At 44.5% G+C, this 16336-nt stretch carries 16 protein-coding genes; 1 reads left to right on the forward strand and 15 read right to left on the reverse strand.

Translation table 11 applies throughout. The annotated features are described in order from the left end of the window. Nucleotides 1–45: 45 nt before the first annotated feature. From rnhB to rpsB, 15 genes are all read right to left on the reverse strand, one after another. Nucleotides 46–666: a ribonuclease HII gene (gene rnhB / locus FLM53_RS04045; RefSeq protein ID WP_176680293.1), complete on the reverse strand. Its 621-nt coding sequence runs from the start codon at nucleotides 664–666 to the stop codon at nucleotides 46–48. A gap of 48 nt (nucleotides 667–714) precedes the next feature. After that, complete coding sequence (gene lpxB, locus FLM53_RS04050) at nucleotides 715–1911, reverse strand: lipid-A-disaccharide synthase (RefSeq protein WP_176680294.1); 1197 nt, start codon at nucleotides 1909–1911, stop codon at nucleotides 715–717. A 129-nt stretch (nucleotides 1912–2040) separates the two neighbouring features. After that, nucleotides 2041–2829, reverse strand: coding sequence for an acyl-ACP--UDP-N-acetylglucosamine O-acyltransferase (gene lpxA / locus FLM53_RS04055; protein ID WP_176680295.1), 789 nt, complete (start codon nucleotides 2827–2829; stop codon nucleotides 2041–2043). 1 nt (nucleotide 2830) lies between these two features. Beyond that, nucleotides 2831–3283: a 3-hydroxyacyl-ACP dehydratase FabZ gene (gene fabZ, locus FLM53_RS04060; protein WP_048661224.1), complete on the reverse strand. Its 453-nt coding sequence runs from the start codon at nucleotides 3281–3283 to the stop codon at nucleotides 2831–2833. A gap of 93 nt (nucleotides 3284–3376) precedes the next feature. Then, nucleotides 3377–4408, reverse strand: a complete 1032-nt coding sequence (gene lpxD, locus FLM53_RS04065) for a UDP-3-O-(3-hydroxymyristoyl)glucosamine N-acyltransferase (RefSeq protein WP_176680296.1) — start codon at nucleotides 4406–4408, stop codon at nucleotides 3377–3379. 5 nt (nucleotides 4409–4413) lie between these two features. Next, nucleotides 4414–4914, reverse strand: a complete 501-nt coding sequence (locus FLM53_RS04070) for an OmpH family outer membrane protein (protein WP_017056311.1) — start codon at nucleotides 4912–4914, stop codon at nucleotides 4414–4416. 27 nt (nucleotides 4915–4941) lie between these two features. Next, on the reverse strand, nucleotides 4942–7347 hold the full coding sequence (bamA, locus tag FLM53_RS04075; RefSeq protein ID WP_176680297.1) for an outer membrane protein assembly factor BamA: 2406 nt from the start codon (nucleotides 7345–7347) through the stop codon (nucleotides 4942–4944). A gap of 48 nt (nucleotides 7348–7395) precedes the next feature. After that, on the reverse strand, nucleotides 7396–8754 hold the full coding sequence (gene rseP / locus FLM53_RS04080) for a sigma E protease regulator RseP (protein WP_176680298.1): 1359 nt from the start codon (nucleotides 8752–8754) through the stop codon (nucleotides 7396–7398). Further along, the gene (gene ispC / locus FLM53_RS04085) at nucleotides 8751–9959 is read right to left on the reverse strand and encodes a 1-deoxy-D-xylulose-5-phosphate reductoisomerase (RefSeq protein WP_176680299.1); all 1209 of its coding nucleotides are present in this window, start codon (nucleotides 9957–9959) and stop codon (nucleotides 8751–8753) included. The genes rseP and ispC overlap by 4 nt, the downstream gene beginning before the upstream one ends. Before the next feature lie 50 nt (nucleotides 9960–10009). Then, entirely contained in the window at nucleotides 10010–10852 is an 843-nt protein-coding gene (locus tag FLM53_RS04090; protein WP_176680300.1) for a phosphatidate cytidylyltransferase, read from the reverse strand. A 15-nt stretch (nucleotides 10853–10867) separates the two neighbouring features. After that, nucleotides 10868–11620, reverse strand: a complete 753-nt coding sequence (locus FLM53_RS04095) for an isoprenyl transferase (protein WP_052878904.1) — start codon at nucleotides 11618–11620, stop codon at nucleotides 10868–10870. Between the two features lie 98 nt (nucleotides 11621–11718). Further along, nucleotides 11719–12276, reverse strand: a complete 558-nt coding sequence (gene frr, locus FLM53_RS04100) for a ribosome recycling factor (RefSeq protein ID WP_026084234.1) — start codon at nucleotides 12274–12276, stop codon at nucleotides 11719–11721. A gap of 97 nt (nucleotides 12277–12373) precedes the next feature. Then, nucleotides 12374–13105 carry a UMP kinase gene (gene pyrH / locus FLM53_RS04105; RefSeq protein WP_017630771.1) on the reverse strand — a complete coding sequence of 244 codons (732 nt, stop codon included), beginning with the start codon at nucleotides 13103–13105 and terminating at the stop codon, nucleotides 12374–12376. A gap of 162 nt (nucleotides 13106–13267) precedes the next feature. Next, a complete protein-coding gene (tsf, locus tag FLM53_RS04110; protein ID WP_017630772.1) occupies nucleotides 13268–14113 on the reverse strand; it encodes a translation elongation factor Ts in 846 nt (281 codons plus the stop codon). 141 nt (nucleotides 14114–14254) lie between these two features. Then, the gene (rpsB, locus tag FLM53_RS04115) at nucleotides 14255–14986 is read right to left on the reverse strand and encodes a 30S ribosomal protein S2 (RefSeq protein ID WP_009847420.1); all 732 of its coding nucleotides are present in this window, start codon (nucleotides 14984–14986) and stop codon (nucleotides 14255–14257) included. Nucleotides 14987–15443: 457 nt separating this feature from the next. Between rpsB and map the strand changes: the two genes are divergently transcribed. Further along, nucleotides 15444–16322: a type I methionyl aminopeptidase gene (gene map / locus FLM53_RS04120; RefSeq protein ID WP_176680301.1), complete on the forward strand. Its 879-nt coding sequence runs from the start codon at nucleotides 15444–15446 to the stop codon at nucleotides 16320–16322. The last annotated feature ends 14 nt before the right edge of the window (nucleotides 16323–16336 follow it).

The raw sequence follows: 16336 nt of genomic DNA on the forward strand, positions 1-16336 counted from the left end.
CTAGTAAGCAAATTTATTCGAAGCTAAGCTCTACTATAAGAGAGTTTAATCAATGCCTAGAATACGCTTTACTGGCTTAAAGCTCTTACGGTAATGCTCAGTGACACCATGTTTTTCAATCGCTTCGAAATGTGCTTTGGTTGGGTAACCTTTGTGTTTCGCAAAACCAAACTCTGGATGCAACTTGTCGAGTTCTTCCATCTCTTGGTCACGAACCACTTTAGCGATAATAGACGCCGCACTGATCTCTGCTACTCGTAAATCGCCCTTCACAATAGCCAGACCGTCCATTGGCAGTTGAGGAACACGGTTGCCATCTATCAGTGCCATATCAGGCTGAACGCTCAACCCAGCGATAGCGCGCTGCATAGCGACCATGGTTGCCTGTAGAATATTCAACTCATCAATTTCTTGTGGTGAACAACGACCAACTGACCACGCCAAGGCTTTCGCTTTGATTTCAGGAAGCAGAGCAAGGCGCTTTTTCTCAGACAGTTTTTTGGAGTCGTTCAAACCTTCGATTGGATTATTTGGATCGAGGATCACAGCAGCGGTCACTACATCGCCTACCAATGGCCCGCGCCCTACTTCATCCACACCAGCAAACAACTGGTAGCCTTGCGGGTATTCAAACGGGGGAAGCTCTTTTTTCTCTTTTACTGCCATGACAATTCTCTTTGTAACTTATAATTCAGTGCTTGATGGAATGGCACTTTATGATTCAACAAATTCTCGACCGATTAATTTCAGCACCGCGTTGGCGGCTTGCTTATCAGCATCTTTACGAATCCAGTGGTGCATCTCGGTAAAACGTTCGATCAATGCACTGTTGTCAGCTGATAGCATTTTGTCGACAGATGGGAACAAGAAGTCTGGGTGGCACTCTTCAAGGATATGCTCTTTCACGATCTCTTCGCCAGCCAAAATATTCGGCAGTGATACGAACTCAGTGATTGCTAACTTCTTCACAATGTAGCCAGTCAGCTTGTTCACTTTGTAGCCAACAACCATTGGGCGCTTCAGTAACATACACTCAAGAGCCACTGTGCCAGAAGCTAGAAGCACAGAGTCAGCAGCGGTAATCACGTTGGTTGCCGTATCTTCGACTAACGTGAATTCAAGCTCTGGCGCTGTTGCTTGCCAGATTTCAGTAAACTGTTTTTTACGCTGTTCATTCACGAGCGCAACAACAAAATTGATGTCAGGGTATTTTTGCTTAATGCGTTGGCACGTTTCGATAAATGGTTGAGCGATCAAACTCATCTCACCACCTCGACTGCCTGGTAACACGGCTAACCACTGCTTGTCTTGATCTAAGCCTAACAGCTCACGTGCATCTTGTTTGCTTGGTTCTAAAGGAATTGCGTCTGCCAACGTGTGACCAACAAATTCACAGGCAACGTTGTATTTATCGTAAAACGCTTTCTCGAACGGCAGGAAAGCCAAAACCAAGTCGGTCGCTTTGTCGATTTTAAAGATACGCTTAGGACGCCAAGCCCACACGGAAGGGCTCACGTAATGAACCGTTTTAACGCCAGCGTTCTTAAGATCGAGTTCAAGTCTTAGGTTGAAGTCAGGTGCATCAATACCCACAAACACATCTGGCGGGTTTTGAGTGAAATACTTCACCAGCTCCGCTTTCACTTTTAATAAGCGAGGTAAACGGCCAAGTACTTCAACTAAGCCCATGACAGCCAGCTCTTCCATCTCGAAAAGAGACTCACAACCAAGCGCCTTCATTTTTGGTCCGCCAATACCGACGAATTCAGCATTCGGGTACTGCGATTTGATCGCTTTGATAAAACCTTCACCAAGCGTGTCACCAGAGAGTTCTCCGACAACGATACCTACGCGCAGTGGTTCATTCGAAACAAAGTCCGTGCTGTTGGTTGCTGCTTCTTGCTGTGCCATAGTTTTCCAATTCCCTTCTTGCCTAAAACAAAAAAGATCGCCTAATGATTAGCGATCTTTTTGTTATACCAATCTAATTAAGTAATTATTGTCATACTTACGCGGATTGGTACACAACCACATCCAGTATTAACGAATAATACCGCGCTCAGAGCTCTCTAGCATTTCTAGCATAGGAGCCACCGAAGTAAACTCTTTCGCCATTTCAACTAAAGCCGCTTTCGCTTCTTCAAGTGTTTTACCTGAACGGTATAACTCTTTGTACGCTTTCTGTAGTGCACGAATCTCTGGCTTCTCAAAACCGTTACGCTTCAAGCCCACTAGGTTAAGACCGAATGGCGCAGCATGGTTACCCTGTGCAAGTACGTACGGAAGTACATCTTGAACAACAGCGGAACAGCCGCCAATGTATGCGTAAGCACCAATTGAACAGAATGGGTGAATCGCAGACAGTGCCATAACACCAGCGTAGTCGCCTACCGTTACGTGCCCGCCAAGGATAGCGTTATTACCAATGTGAGTATGGTTACCAACAATAACATCGTGCGCTACGTGAGCATTTACACAAAGTAGGTTGTCATCACCGATTACAGTGGTTGCTTTGTCTTGAACGGTACCACGGTGGATTTGAACCGCTTCACGAATTACGTTGCGATCGCCGATCACAACCGTCGTGTCTTCGCCGCCGTATTTCTTATCTTGGTTTTCTTCACCGATAACAGCGTGTGGGAAAATGCGGTTTTCTTTACCAATGGTAGTGTGACCTTTGATCACAACATGCGACATGATTTCTGTGTCGTCGCCAATGGTCACATTACCAGCAATGTAAGTGAAAGGCCCAACCGTCACGTTAGCACCGATAGTTACATCACCTTCGATTACTGCTGCCGGGTGAATTTTCGCTGTTTCATGAATCATATTAAAACTCTCTACGAGCACATTTAAGTTCAGCTGAACATACAACGTCGCCGTCAACTTTTGCTACACCGTTGAACGATGCAATGCCACGACGCTCTTTTAAGAATTCAACTTCGATAACCAGTTGGTCACCAGGTACGACTGGCTTACGGAATTTTGCTTTATCAACACTTGCAAAGTAGTAAAGCTCGTTGCCAGAAGGCGCACCAAAAGATTTAAATGCTAGAAGGCCTGTTGCTTGTGCCATTGCTTCTAAGATCAACACGCCTGGGAATACAGGAAGTTGTGGGAAGTGGCCTGTGAACTGAGGTTCGTTAACAGAGACATTCTTAATCGCAGTCAGTGTTTTTTCTTTTTCAAAGCTAGTCACACGATCAACCATTAAGAATGGGTAGCGATGAGGTAATAGTTCCTGAATTTCAGTAATGTTCATCGTTGTCTGTTCAGTAGTCAAAGTCGTATTCCTATATATATTCTTTATTTAATTAGAAGGATTATAAACGAAAAAGACTCGCTGTACGCGAGCCTTTTATTAGAAATGCTGGAATTATGATTCCGCGCTCTTCTCGATAAGTTTTTCAACGGTTTTCAAACGCTTGTTCATTTCATCAATTCGATGCACACGCGTTGCTGTTTTACGCCAATCTTTGTTTGGCTGTAAAGGAATACCTGAAGAGTACATGCCTTTCTCAGTGATGCTGCGCATTACCATCCCCATACCGGTGATTGTAACGCCGTCAACGATTTCAATGTGACCATTAATCACACTGCCGCCACCAATAATACAGTACTTACCTATCGTCGTGCTGCCTGCGATGATAGTACCACCCGCAAGAGCAGAACCATATCCGATGTGAACATTGTGAGCAATTTGAAGTTGGTTATCTAAGATAACGTTATCTTCAATGATTGTGTCATCCAATGCACCACGGTCAATGGTAGTACACGCGCCGATCTCTACACGGTTACCAATGCGAACAGAACCCACTTGTGGGATCTTAACCCACTCGCCTTTCTCGTTCGCATAACCAAAGCCATCAGAACCGATCACCGTACTTGATTGAACTAAACACGCTTCACCAATAACTACTTCATGATAGATACTTACGTTAGCCCAAAGCTTAGTGCCAGCACCAATCTTTACGTTTTTACCTATAAAGCAGCCCGCGCCGATGATCACATCGTCACCAAGAACAACACCAGACTCAATCACAGCGTTTGCACCAATAGACACGTTTTGTCCAATGATCGCATCACTTGCAATCGAAGCTGAATCAGCAATAGCCGCAGCGGGTGCTGGAGTAGTATCAAGCGCTTGAGCAACTTTAGCAAAAGCAACGTAAGGGTCATTAACCACAATCACGTTAGTCTTACACAGTTCACGCTCACTCTCTTTAACCATAATAGCGGATGCTTTACAGTCACCTAGGTGCTTGCTGTACTTCACGTTAGAAAGGAACGTAATGTTACCTTCTTGCGCTTTATCCATAGGAGCGACTGCTGAAACGGTAATAGTACCATCTCCGTGTAGCTCTCCCCCGGTAATCGTTGCCAATTCGGCTAAAGTCAGATTCTTCATAAAACTTATTTCAGTGCTTTAATTACTTTCTCAGAGATGTTGTATTCTGGCTTGCCGTATTGCAGAGCTTGAATATCAACGATCATGTCGTAGCCTTCTTTCTCTGCAACTTTCGTTACAGCATCTTGAATCACTTTGAATAGCTTCTGCTTCTCTTGTGCTTCACGACGTTGGCTTGCTTTTTCTAGTGCTTGAGCTTTGATTTTGTACTTGCTGTCTAGTTGGCCTACTTCGATACGTAGCTTCTCAACTTCGTCAGGACCTAGTAGCTCGCCATCACGCTTAAGCTTTTCAATCTTCGTTTTTGCTTCAGCTTGAATACTCTGTAGCTCAGCGGCTTTGTCTTTGAACTCTTCCTGCATTTTTTGAAGAACAACTTCACGCTGAGGTAGAGCCTGGAATACTTGTGCAGTGTTTACATAACCCACTTTTTGCGCAGCTTCAGCAGCTGTTGCAAAGAAAGAAGAGCTAAGAACTACAAGGCCTAAACCTGCTGCTTTAATCATATTTTTCAAAATATTGTCCTTTAAATATTAGAAAGTTCTACCAATGGTAAATGTGAAGAATTCCTCATCATCACCTTCGTAAATTTTAATTGGCTTCGCTAGAGAGAAAACCAGTGGGCCCATCGGTGACATCCATTGAAGGGCTGCACCATAAGATGAACGGTAATTCGTTGGATCAGAGTAATCGTAGTAGTACTGGCCGCCACTATTAGGTGCGCCACGGTCTACGAACTCGGTATCCCATACACTTGCCATATCGAAGAAGACACTGGTACGAATTTGGCTGCGTGCTTCATCAGAAGCAAACGGCGTAGGTACGATTAACTCTAAACTCGCCAAGGCAACCGCGTTACCACCGACCGAATCGTCAGTAGCGGTATCGTAGGTTGGGTTGTTACCCGTGCTGCTTCCGTAAACGGCTTTCGGACCTGCCGAGTTAGAACCAAAACCACGTAGGGTTGTAAAACCACCCGCATAGTAGTTCTCGTAGAATGGGAACAAGTTATCGTTACCATCCGTTTGACCATAACCATTACCATAGCCTAATCGGCCACGCATCAATAGTGTGAACTCATGCTTTTTGGTCAGCGGGATGTAATGTTTTACATCGTACTGCATTTTGAAGTACTGAGCATCAGAGCCTGGTACCGTCATTTTAGCGAAAGCACGTTGGTGGTTACCCTCAGTTGGGAAGAAACCACGGTTCAAATTGTTACGCGTCCATGAAATATTGATATCGAAGTCATCAGTTAAGATGTGTTCGTCACCGTATTGGTCGATACTTCTCGCGAACTGTTCAACCTGGATATAAGTCGGTACGTTACCGATCTTGTTGTGCGTATAACCCACACCAAACTCGATACGGTTCAGCTCATCCATAGGGAAACCCCATGTTAAGCTAGTACCATAACTTTGGTTGGTATAGTCGACGATACCCGCTTCAGATGCTTCAAATTCGTTGTAGAAGATCTTACCACCCAAGCTCACACCATCAAGGTTCCAGTATGGGTCGCGGTAATCTAAGCTCACGTTCTTTTGGTAATCGTTCATCATGGCACTAACGCCAACACGGTTACCAGAACCTGCAAAGTTATCTTGTTGTAGACCAACTTGGAAGCTCACACCCGATTCAGTACCGTAGCCGACACCAAAGTTAATACTGCCCGAGTTCGCTTCTTTAACGTTGTAAACCAGATCCACTTGGTCTTCACTGCCAGGAACACGTACTGTTTGTACGTCCACAGTCTCGAAGAACCCCAAACGGTTAAGACGGCTCTTACCCGTATCAATGGATTTAGAGTTAAGCCAGCTGCCTTCCATTTGACGCATTTCACGACGTAACACTTCATCTTTTGTCGAGTTGTTACCCGTAAAACGAATATCACGAACGTAGATACGGCTACCCGCTTCTACATTGATAACGAGCGAAACTTCTTTCGTCTCGTCATTGAATTCTGGAATAGTACGAACTTGTGGGTAAGCATAGCCAGACTCACCAAGAATACGTTTTACGCCTTCTTCAAGTGACGTAACAGAGGAGCCGTTGTACGTATCACCATCTTCAAATGGCACTAGAGCATCAAAATCAGCCTCACGGCCAATTAGCTCACCACGGAACGACACATCTTTAACGGTGTAAGCTTCGCCTTCATCTAGGCCAAGCGTAATATAAACACCTTTCTTGTCTGGAGAGATCGCAACCTGAGTTGAGTCTACCTTAAACTTCAGGTAACCACGGTCAAGGTAGTACGATTTCAGCGCTTCAATATCACCCGCTAAAACTTGCTTCTGGTATTTCTCATCCGCAAGGAAGTTCCACCATGCAACGTCAACGTTGAGGTTAAAACGGCTAAGCAGGTCAGCATCAGAGAAGACTTCGTTACCGATAAAGTTGATTTGCTGAATCTTAGCGGATACGCCTTCAGTAAACACAAACTTAAGGTCAGAACGGTTACGTGGCAAAGGCGTCACAACCGCTTTTACTGTCGCGTTGTATTTACCAACACTGTAGTAAAAGTCTTCAAGGCCTTTCTCAATGTTACTCAGGGTTGTGCGGTCAAGGGCTTCACCTTCACGAACACCAGACGCATCTAGGTTCTGCTGAAGCTGTTCTTCTTTAATCGCTTTGTTGCCAGAGAATGAGATGCTTGCGATGGTCGGTCGTTCTTGAACTTGAACAATCAATACGCCTTCATCACGAAGTACTTTAACGTCCTCAAAGTTGCCCGAAGCATACAATGCACGAATGATCTCCGACACATCGCTTTCATCCACTTCATCGCCAATACGTACTGGCATTTTCAGTAGAGCTGCACCAAGTGCAACACGCTGTAAACCTTCGATCTTGATATCTTGAACTACAAAGTTTTGTGCTCCGTTCGCAGCCACACTAGTGGCCAATAGACTTGCGAACAGAATTTGCTTAATCGCCATACTTATTCTAATTATTCCTTGCTACTACCAATGCCTGTGAGAAACCATTCACAGACGAGTAAAATCGTTAAATATTGCCAGAGCCATCAATGAGAAGAGGATTGCCCCTCCCACTCTGTATCCCATTTCCTGAACTTTCTCAGGTACCGGTTTACGAGTAACGGCCTCAATAGCGAAAAACAGCAAATGTCCGCCATCAAGCATAGGCAGCGGAACCAAATTAATAATCCCTAAGTTAACACTAATCAGAGCCAAAAAGCCCAAGAAGTAAACCAGACCATAATCGGCGGTTGTACCTGCACCTTTAGCGATTGAAATAGGGCCACTCAAGTTGTTTAAGCCAACATCACCAACGATGAGCTTCTTAAGCATTGTCAGTGTCAAACCAATGATTTGACCTGTTTTATCAAATGCTTTTCCTACAGACTCAATTACACCAAATTGTAACTCAAAGCGATAATCTTCTGGCCATTCTGCGACTTCCGGAGCAATACCTGCATAGCCGATTGTCGAACCATCAGAAAGCTCTCGACTTTTTGGTGTCATAACCAATGACTGCTCAGCGCCATTTCGCAATACGACCAAGCCCAATGATGTCATTGGATTTGCACGAATTAACTCAACAACCGACTGCCACTGTTCAATAGGTTGCCCGTTAATCTCAACAATTTTATCGCCAGCTTCAAGACCTGCATCGTATGCAGCGCCATCATCAATGATTTGAGCCAGTACGGTCGATATCTCTGGAGAATACGGTCTAAAGCCCAGCGTTGTCATTGCAGACTCAGTTTCTGGGTTGAACGACCAGTCTGAAATATCCAATGTCATTTGTTGCTCAAAGCCGATGTCGTCTTGAGAGGCAACCGTCACTGTCATGGATTGATCACCAATGTGTGATATCAAACCCATATTGACTGATTCCCAATCTGCGGTTTTGATTCCTGAAATAGATTTAAGTTCCATCCCAGTTTCAATTCCGGCTTGTGCAGCAATAGATTGCGGAGTGACTTCACCAATCACGGGCTTAACCGCGGGTACGCCAATCAAAAATACTAACCAATACGCGAACACCGCGAAGATAAAGTTGAATGCAGGGCCTGCACCCACAATCGCTGTTCGTTTCCACAACGGCTTCTTGTCGAAAGCATATCGCTGTTCATCTTCAGAAAGGTCATCAACACGACCATCGAGCATCTTAACGTAGCCGCCCAGAGGAATCACTGACAAGCTGTATTCAGTGCCATCACGGCCCACTTTACTCCAGATTGATTTACCAAAACCAATCGAGAATTTTTCAACTTTCACACCACAACGACGAGCGACCCAGAAGTGTCCAAACTCATGAACAGCGACCAGAATGCCAAGCGCTACGATAAAAGATGCGAAGTTCCACAGAATTCCACTCATGCTAGCTGCTCTTTAATAAATTGAATGGCTATTTGACGAGACATATTATCGAGCTCGAGAAGGCTTTCCAAGCTATCTAAGCCCTCAGAGTTATGTTGTTCACATACTTTGCTCATAACATGTTCGTTAATGACAGCAATATCGGTAAACTTCACTTGATTGTTCAAGAAAGCATCGACCGCAATCTCGTTTGCCGCATTAATGGCTGTTGTCGCATACTGACCCAAGTAGCACGCTTCAATCGCTAACCTCAAACACGGGTAACGACTGAAATCTGGTTCTAAGAAGGTAAGCTCGCCCACTTTAGTAAAGTCTAAAGGCTTAACACCCGCCTCGGTACGATTAGGGTAAGACATCGTCAAAGCGATTGGCGTTGCCATATCTGGTTCGCCCATTTGAGCAAGCACAGAGCCATCCTTGTACTGGACCATAGAGTGAATCACGGATTGCGGGTGAATGATGACCTTTAACTGCTCCTGAGAAGCATTAAATAGCCATTTCGCTTCAATGTACTCTAGCCCTTTATTCATCATAGTCGCAGAATCGACAGAGATCTTAGGACCCATAGACCAGTTAGGGTGTGCAATTGCACGTTCAGGAGTCACTGATTCGAGTTCAGCCACGTCGGTATAACGGAAAGGACCACCAGAACCAGTCAGAAGGATATGGTTAATGCCATTTTCTTCAAGGTCACAGCGACCTAGGTTGGTTTGTACATTCTGCGGAAGACATTGGAAAATAGCATTATGCTCACTGTCGACCGGAAGTAGTTCTGCACCGTATTTTTCCACGGCGTCGATAAACAGCTGCCCAGACATCACCAAAGCTTCTTTATTAGCAAGCAAGATACGCTTACCCGCTTTAACCGCAGACATCGTAGGAAGTAGACCTGCTGCACCAACAATCGCAGCCATTACTGTATCCACGTCTTCTAAAGAAGCAATCTGACACATGCCTTCAGAGCCTGAAAGGACTTTAACGCTTGGGTAATCTGCAGACAAGATTTCAGTCAACTGAGATGCAGCATCAGGGCAAGCCATAGCAACATAGCTCGGTTGCCACTTTTCAACTAACGCCAGCATCTTTTCAACATTCGAGCCGGCAGCCAGTGCAACAACCGAATAGAGATCTGGGTTTTGCTCAACGACTTTTAGGGTACTTGCACCAATTGAGCCGGTAGCGCCAAGGATAGTTAGATTTCGCATCACATATGACCGTAGAAATGTAATAAAGGGCAGAATCACTGCCCTTTTAATTAGAATGCTAAATAAAGCAGAGTAAAGACAGGGAATGCAGCCGTTAAGCTATCTATTCTATCAAGTATACCACCATGACCAGGAATCAGATTACTACTGTCTTTCACCCCAGAAACACGCTTAAACATGCTTTCAACAAGGTCGCCAAGAACAGAGATAACGACGGTCACAAGGGTAATAACAATCATGTGAAGCGGACTGGTGAATTGAATATCAAATAAATCAGCGAAGATCCAAGCCACGATCACCGCAGTAATAATGCCACCAATCAGACCTTCAATGGTCTTGTTAGGGCTTACTGCTGGCGCCATTTTACGTTTACCAAAACTCTTTCCTGCAAAATAAGCACCGCTGTCTGCAGCCCAAACGAGCAAGCAAACAAACATCACCAATTTCGCACCGTGGTAAGGGTCTGCATCAATACCATTAGCACGCAGGATAACCACACTCCAGAAGAATGGCAGCAGAGTCAGTACACCAAAGGCGTGACGAAGAAGAGAGGAATCTTTCCATGCCGGCATAGACTTAGGATAAGTCACAGCCATGCCACTTGCGATTACCCACCAAATCGAACCAATCGTTAGAATGGCGTAGTGAGCACTCGATAAATTATTGAGACTAAATGCATCAAAAGGGATAAAAGCAAAACTTGCAGCACTTACCACAACCGTAGGAATCAACGCTAGATAACGCGATTTGCTTTCAACAAATTGAGTCCACTCCCAGTATCCCAATAGCGAAATAACCGCTAATGAAAGAATAAACGTGGGAAGTGATAACTCGAAAATTCCTAGAATAACTAGGGGAGCCAAAATCAACGCCGTAATAATTCGTTGTTTCAAACCAAAAAATCCTTATTAACTGTCCATCAGAGCTTTAATTTGCTCACCGGTGCATCCAAAACGACGCTCACGGTTAACAAACCAAGTCACAGCTTCTACTAAGCTGTCTTCATTAAAGTCTGGCCAGAATTGTTCAGTGAAATACATTTCGGCGTAAGCCAATTGCCAAAGCATAAAATTACTAATGCGGCATTCGCCACTGGTACGGATAAGTAGATCAACCTCAGGAATATCTGCCATCGTCAGGTGCTGTGTAATCATAGCTTCATCAATGTCATCTACATTAATATCGCCAGACTTTACCTGTTGAGCAATAGAGGTCATTGCTTGCTGGATATCCCACTTACCGCCGTAGTTAGCTGCAATATTAATAACCATACCGGTATTGGTGCTAGTCAAAGCTTCCGCTTCTTCTATCTTCTTTTGTAGTCGCTCATTGAAACGACTTTTATCACCAATAACACGAAGTTGTAGATTATTTTTATGAAGCTTTTTTACTTCACTCGACAGCACTGAAATAAACAGTTCCATCAAGATACCGACTTCTTCTTCAGGACGACGCCAGTTTTCGCTACTAAATGCAAAAAGAGTGACTGCTTTGATGCCAAGTCTGGCTGCAGAAGAGATGGTTTTACGAACGGCTTGAACACCGTTTTTATGACCAAAGACGCGAGGCTTGCCCTGAGCTTTTGCCCAGCGACCATTACCATCCATAATGATAGCAATGTGTTTAGGAAGAGAGTCTGTGAACGCTTGAGAATTATGCATAAAAGAGTGAATCAAATTCTAATAGTCGAACAGAGTAGCATAAAAAAACGCTGCACCGTGAGTACAGCGTTTTTCCGGAAAGAAAAGAATAGGGAAAATTAAACTTCCATCAACTCTTTTTCTTTAGTTGCTAGAACTTCGTCTACGTTCTTAACCGCAGCGTCAGTTAGCTTTTGAATTTCGTCTTGTGCTTTACGATCTTCGTCTTCAGAGATTTCTTTATCTTTAAGAAGTGCTTTTAGATCGCCATTCGCGTCACGACGGATGTTACGGATAGCAACACGGCCACCTTCAGCTTCGCCACGAACGATTTTAACTAGGTCTTTACGACGCTCTTCCGTTAGCGGTGGAAGTGGAACACGGATAACCGTACCAGCAGACATAGGGTTTAGGCCTAGGTCAGATGTTAGGATAGCTTTTTCTACTAGAGGAGTCAGTGTTTTATCAAACACTGTGATAGCTAGTGTACGTGCATCTTCAGCGATAACGTTAGCTACTTGAGTCAAAGGAGTTGGAGCACCGTAGTACTCAACAGTAAGACCAGAAAGTAGGCTTGGGTGCGCACGACCTGTACGAATCTTTTGCAGGCTGTTTTTTAGTGCATCAACACTTTTTACCATGCGCTCTTGAGCGTCTTTTTTGATTTCGTTAATCACAATTTCACCTTGATTATGTTCTTTCTTCAAGAAAGCTTTTTATTTGGAGTGATAAGGATAAGCTTACCGAAGTATAACCTTCAGTAAGCCCGAAAAATTAGTCAGCGTCGCTGATTAATGTACCTTCAGTTTCACCCATAACCACGCGACGTAGTGCGCCTGGCTTATTCATGTTAAATACGCGGATTGGCATTTTGTGATCACGTGCTAGCGTAAATGCAGCCAAGTCCATTACTTTAAGTTCTTTATCAAGAACCGTGTTGTAAGACAACGTATCATACAGCTCTGCGTCTGGGTTTGCTACAGGGTCAGAAGTAAATACACCATCTACCTTTGTCGCTTTTAGAACTACGTCAGCTTCGATTTCGATACCACGTAGACATGCAGCAGAATCCGTAGTAAAGAATGGGTTACCAGTACCAGCAGAGAAGATCACAACGCGACCTTGACGTAGTTGGCTGATAGCATCTGCCCAGTTGTAGTCGTCACACACACCTTTAAGAGGGATTGCTGACATTACACGTGCGTTTACGTAAGCACGGTGTAGAGCGTCACGCATTGCAAGGCCGTTCATTACCGTTGCAAGCATACCCATGTGGTCACCAACAACGCGGTTCATGCCAGCTTCTGCAAGACCTGCACCACGGAAAAGGTTACCGCCACCGATAACAACACCTACTTGAACACCTAGTTCAACCAATTCTTTTACTTCTTGAGCCATACGATCAAGGATCGTCGGGTCAATACCAAAACCTTCTTCGCCTTGTAGTGCTTCACCGCTAAGTTTTAACAGAATACGTTGATACGCTGGTTTAGGGTTCGTAGTCATGGAGTTTACCTTCCAAAGAGTTGATGATTAACAGTCATGGATAAAAACTGAATATGTCAGTTCGCATTCATAACAGCTAACGTTGCGAGCAAAAAATAATTCACTATTCATAAAAAGACCGCAGCAATGGCCACGGTCTTTTTTCAAACAATACGCTAAGGATTAACCTTTTTGTACCGCTGCAACTTCGTCAGCGAAGCTCATTTCAGCAGCTTTCTCGATGCCTTCACCAACTTCTAGACGTACGAAGTTAGATACTGAAGCGCCTTTCTCTTTAAGGATAGCGCCAACAGTTTGCTTAGGCTCCATGATGAAAGCTTGACCAGTTAGAGAGATTTCGCCCGTGAATTTCTTCATACGGCCAACAACCATTTTCTCTGCGATTTCAGCTGGTTTGCCTTCGTTCATAGCGATTTCAACTTGAACTGCTTTCTCTTTAGCAACTACGTCTGCAGGTACGTCTTCTGGGTTTAGGAACTCAGGACGTGATGCAGCAACGTGCATTGCAACGTGCTTAAGAGTTTCAGCTTCGCCTTCACCAGCAACAACAACACCGATTTTCTCGCCGTGACGGTAAGAAGCTAGTGCAACACCTGAAACGTATTGTACGCGACGGATGTTGATGTTTTCGCCGATTTTTGCAACTAGAGCAACGCGAGTTTCTTCGAACTGTGCTTGTAGCTCTTCAACAGTTGCTTGAGAAGCTACTGCTGCAGCTGCAACTTCTTCTGCGAATGCAGTGAAGTTAGCATCTTTTGCTACGAAGTCAGTTTGGCAGTTAACTTCAAGAAGAGCAGCTACGCCGTTCTCTTCTTTGATGATGATTGCGCCTTCAGCAGCAACGTTACCAGCTTTCTTAGCTGCTTTCGCTGCGCCAGATTTACGCATATTTTCAATTGCTAGTTCGATGTCAGCGTTTGCTTCTACAAGCGCTTTCTTACATTCCATCATGCCAGCGCCAGTGCGCTCGCGAAGTTCTTTAACTAGAGCAGCAGTTACAGTTGCCATTCTCTATTCCTCGGTTGATTCGAAAATAAGGTAAAAATCAGGGGCCAAAATGAGGCCCCCGATCTAACTATAACTTAGCTTACATTTAATAAAGATTTCAAAATCTAAATTAGCTAAGCCAAGCGTGATTCAGAGCCGCTATTATTCAGCTTCTACAAAACCATCTTTTTCAGCAGCTACAGCAGCAACATCTTTGTTACGACCTTCTTTAACCGCGTCTGCAGCAGCGTTTAGGTAAAGCTGTACTGCACGGATAGCATCATCGTTACCTGGGATAACGAAGTCAACGCCGTCTGGGTTAGAGTTAGTATCAACTACAGCGTAAACTGGGATACCTAGGTTGTTTGCTTCTTTAACTGCGATGTGTTCGTGATCAGCATCGATTACGAATAGAGCGTCTGGTAGGCCGCCCATGTTCTTGATACCACCAAGAGATTTCTCTAGCTTCTCCATTTCGCGAGTACGCATTAGAGCTTCTTTCTTAGTAAGCTTGTCGAAAGTACCGTCTTGAGCTTGCGCTTCAAGTTCTTTCAGACGCTTGATAGACTGACGAACAGTTTTGTAGTTCGTTAGCATACCGCCTAACCAGCGGTTGTTAACGTAGAACTGGTTGCTGTTGATAGCAGCTTCTTTAACAGCTTCAGATGCAGCGCGCTTAGTACCAACAAAAAGAACTTTACCTTTCTTCTCGCCAACTTTAGCGATTTCAGCTAGAGCGTCGTTGAACATTGGTACAGTTTTTTCTAGGTTGATGATATGTACTTTGTTACGAGCACCAAAGATGAATGGCTTCATTTTTGGGTTCCAGTAACGAGTTTGGTGACCGAAGTGAACACCAGCTTTAAGCATATCGCGCATTGATACAGTTGCCATTTTAAAATCCTCTATGGGGTTAGGCCTCCACATCCCCCATGAATCCGACCCCTAACAACTAACCACTTTTCAGCCGTTATTCGTGTTGTTGAGGCACCCCGGAACATGTGTCGGAATGTGTGTGATTTAAAGATATAAGTTAGTAGACACAAAGTCAGTTTCGCCAATTGGAGAAAACAGTCCTGATGTCCGGCGCGCTTTATACCATATTTTGTCTATCTATGGCTAGAAAAAAATCTAAAAATGGCGACTGCTATACTGATCCCTAAAGGCAAATTTCCTCTATAAATAGTGTCCCTTTCCAATCACTTCGGTATCAACAAACCGAACATTATTCACTCAGGCTGAGAGGTATCCACCAGCATTGTACGGATATGGGAATGTTGCGCTAAATTGCTGCACTGATAGAATAGCCCCAATATGCACACTTAGGTGCTACCAAATTAAGAGATATGCAATGGCTGTAAAAATTAAAACTGCTGAAGAAATTGAAAAAATGCGCGTCGCCGGCAAGCTGGCTTCTGAAATTCTAGAGATGATTGAACCTCACATTCAAGTGGGTACAACGACAGAAGAGCTAAACCAAATCTGTCACGAGTACGCTCTAGAAAGAGGCGCATACTCAGCACCACTTGATTACCACGGTTTCCCTAAGTCTATCTGTACGTCTATCAACCACATTGTGTGCCACGGTATTCCAGCATCACAAGATGAGACTGGCAGCACTGGTCAATTCAAGCCTGCTGTACTGAAAGATGGCGACATCCTGAACGTTGATATCACAGTAATCATCCCTGATGACGAAAACGCAGATTTAAGCACTCGCCCACAAGGCTACCACGGTGACACATCTAAGATGTTCCTAGTGGGTGAAGTATCACCGGCTAACAAGCGTCTGTGCATGGTTGCTCAAGAAGCGCTTTACGAAGGTATGCGCCAAGTTAAGCCAGGTGTTCAACTTGGCCAAATCGGTACCGCTATCGAGAAGTACATCAAAACAAACAACAAGAACAACCCACGTGCGAAGTTCTCTATTGTTAAAGATTACTGTGGTCACGGCATCGGTTCTGAGTTCCACGAAGATCCACAAGTGGTTCACTACAAAAACAACGACCGCACTGTACTAAAAGCTGGCATGTGTTTTACTATCGAGCCAATGATCAACGCGGGCAAGTTTGGCTGCCGTCTTGATGACCAAGATAGCTGGACAGTATACACAGCAGACAGCAAAAACTCGGCGCAGTGGGAACACACACTGGTTGTAACAGATACAGGTTGTGAAGTACTGACACTACGCAGCGACGATACAATTCCACGTATCATGAAGAACGCTTAGTTCACCGAACTGAA

The organism is Vibrio sp. Scap24 (genome assembly GCF_013394185.1).
GTDB lineage: Bacteria > Pseudomonadota > Gammaproteobacteria > Enterobacterales > Vibrionaceae > Vibrio > Vibrio pomeroyi.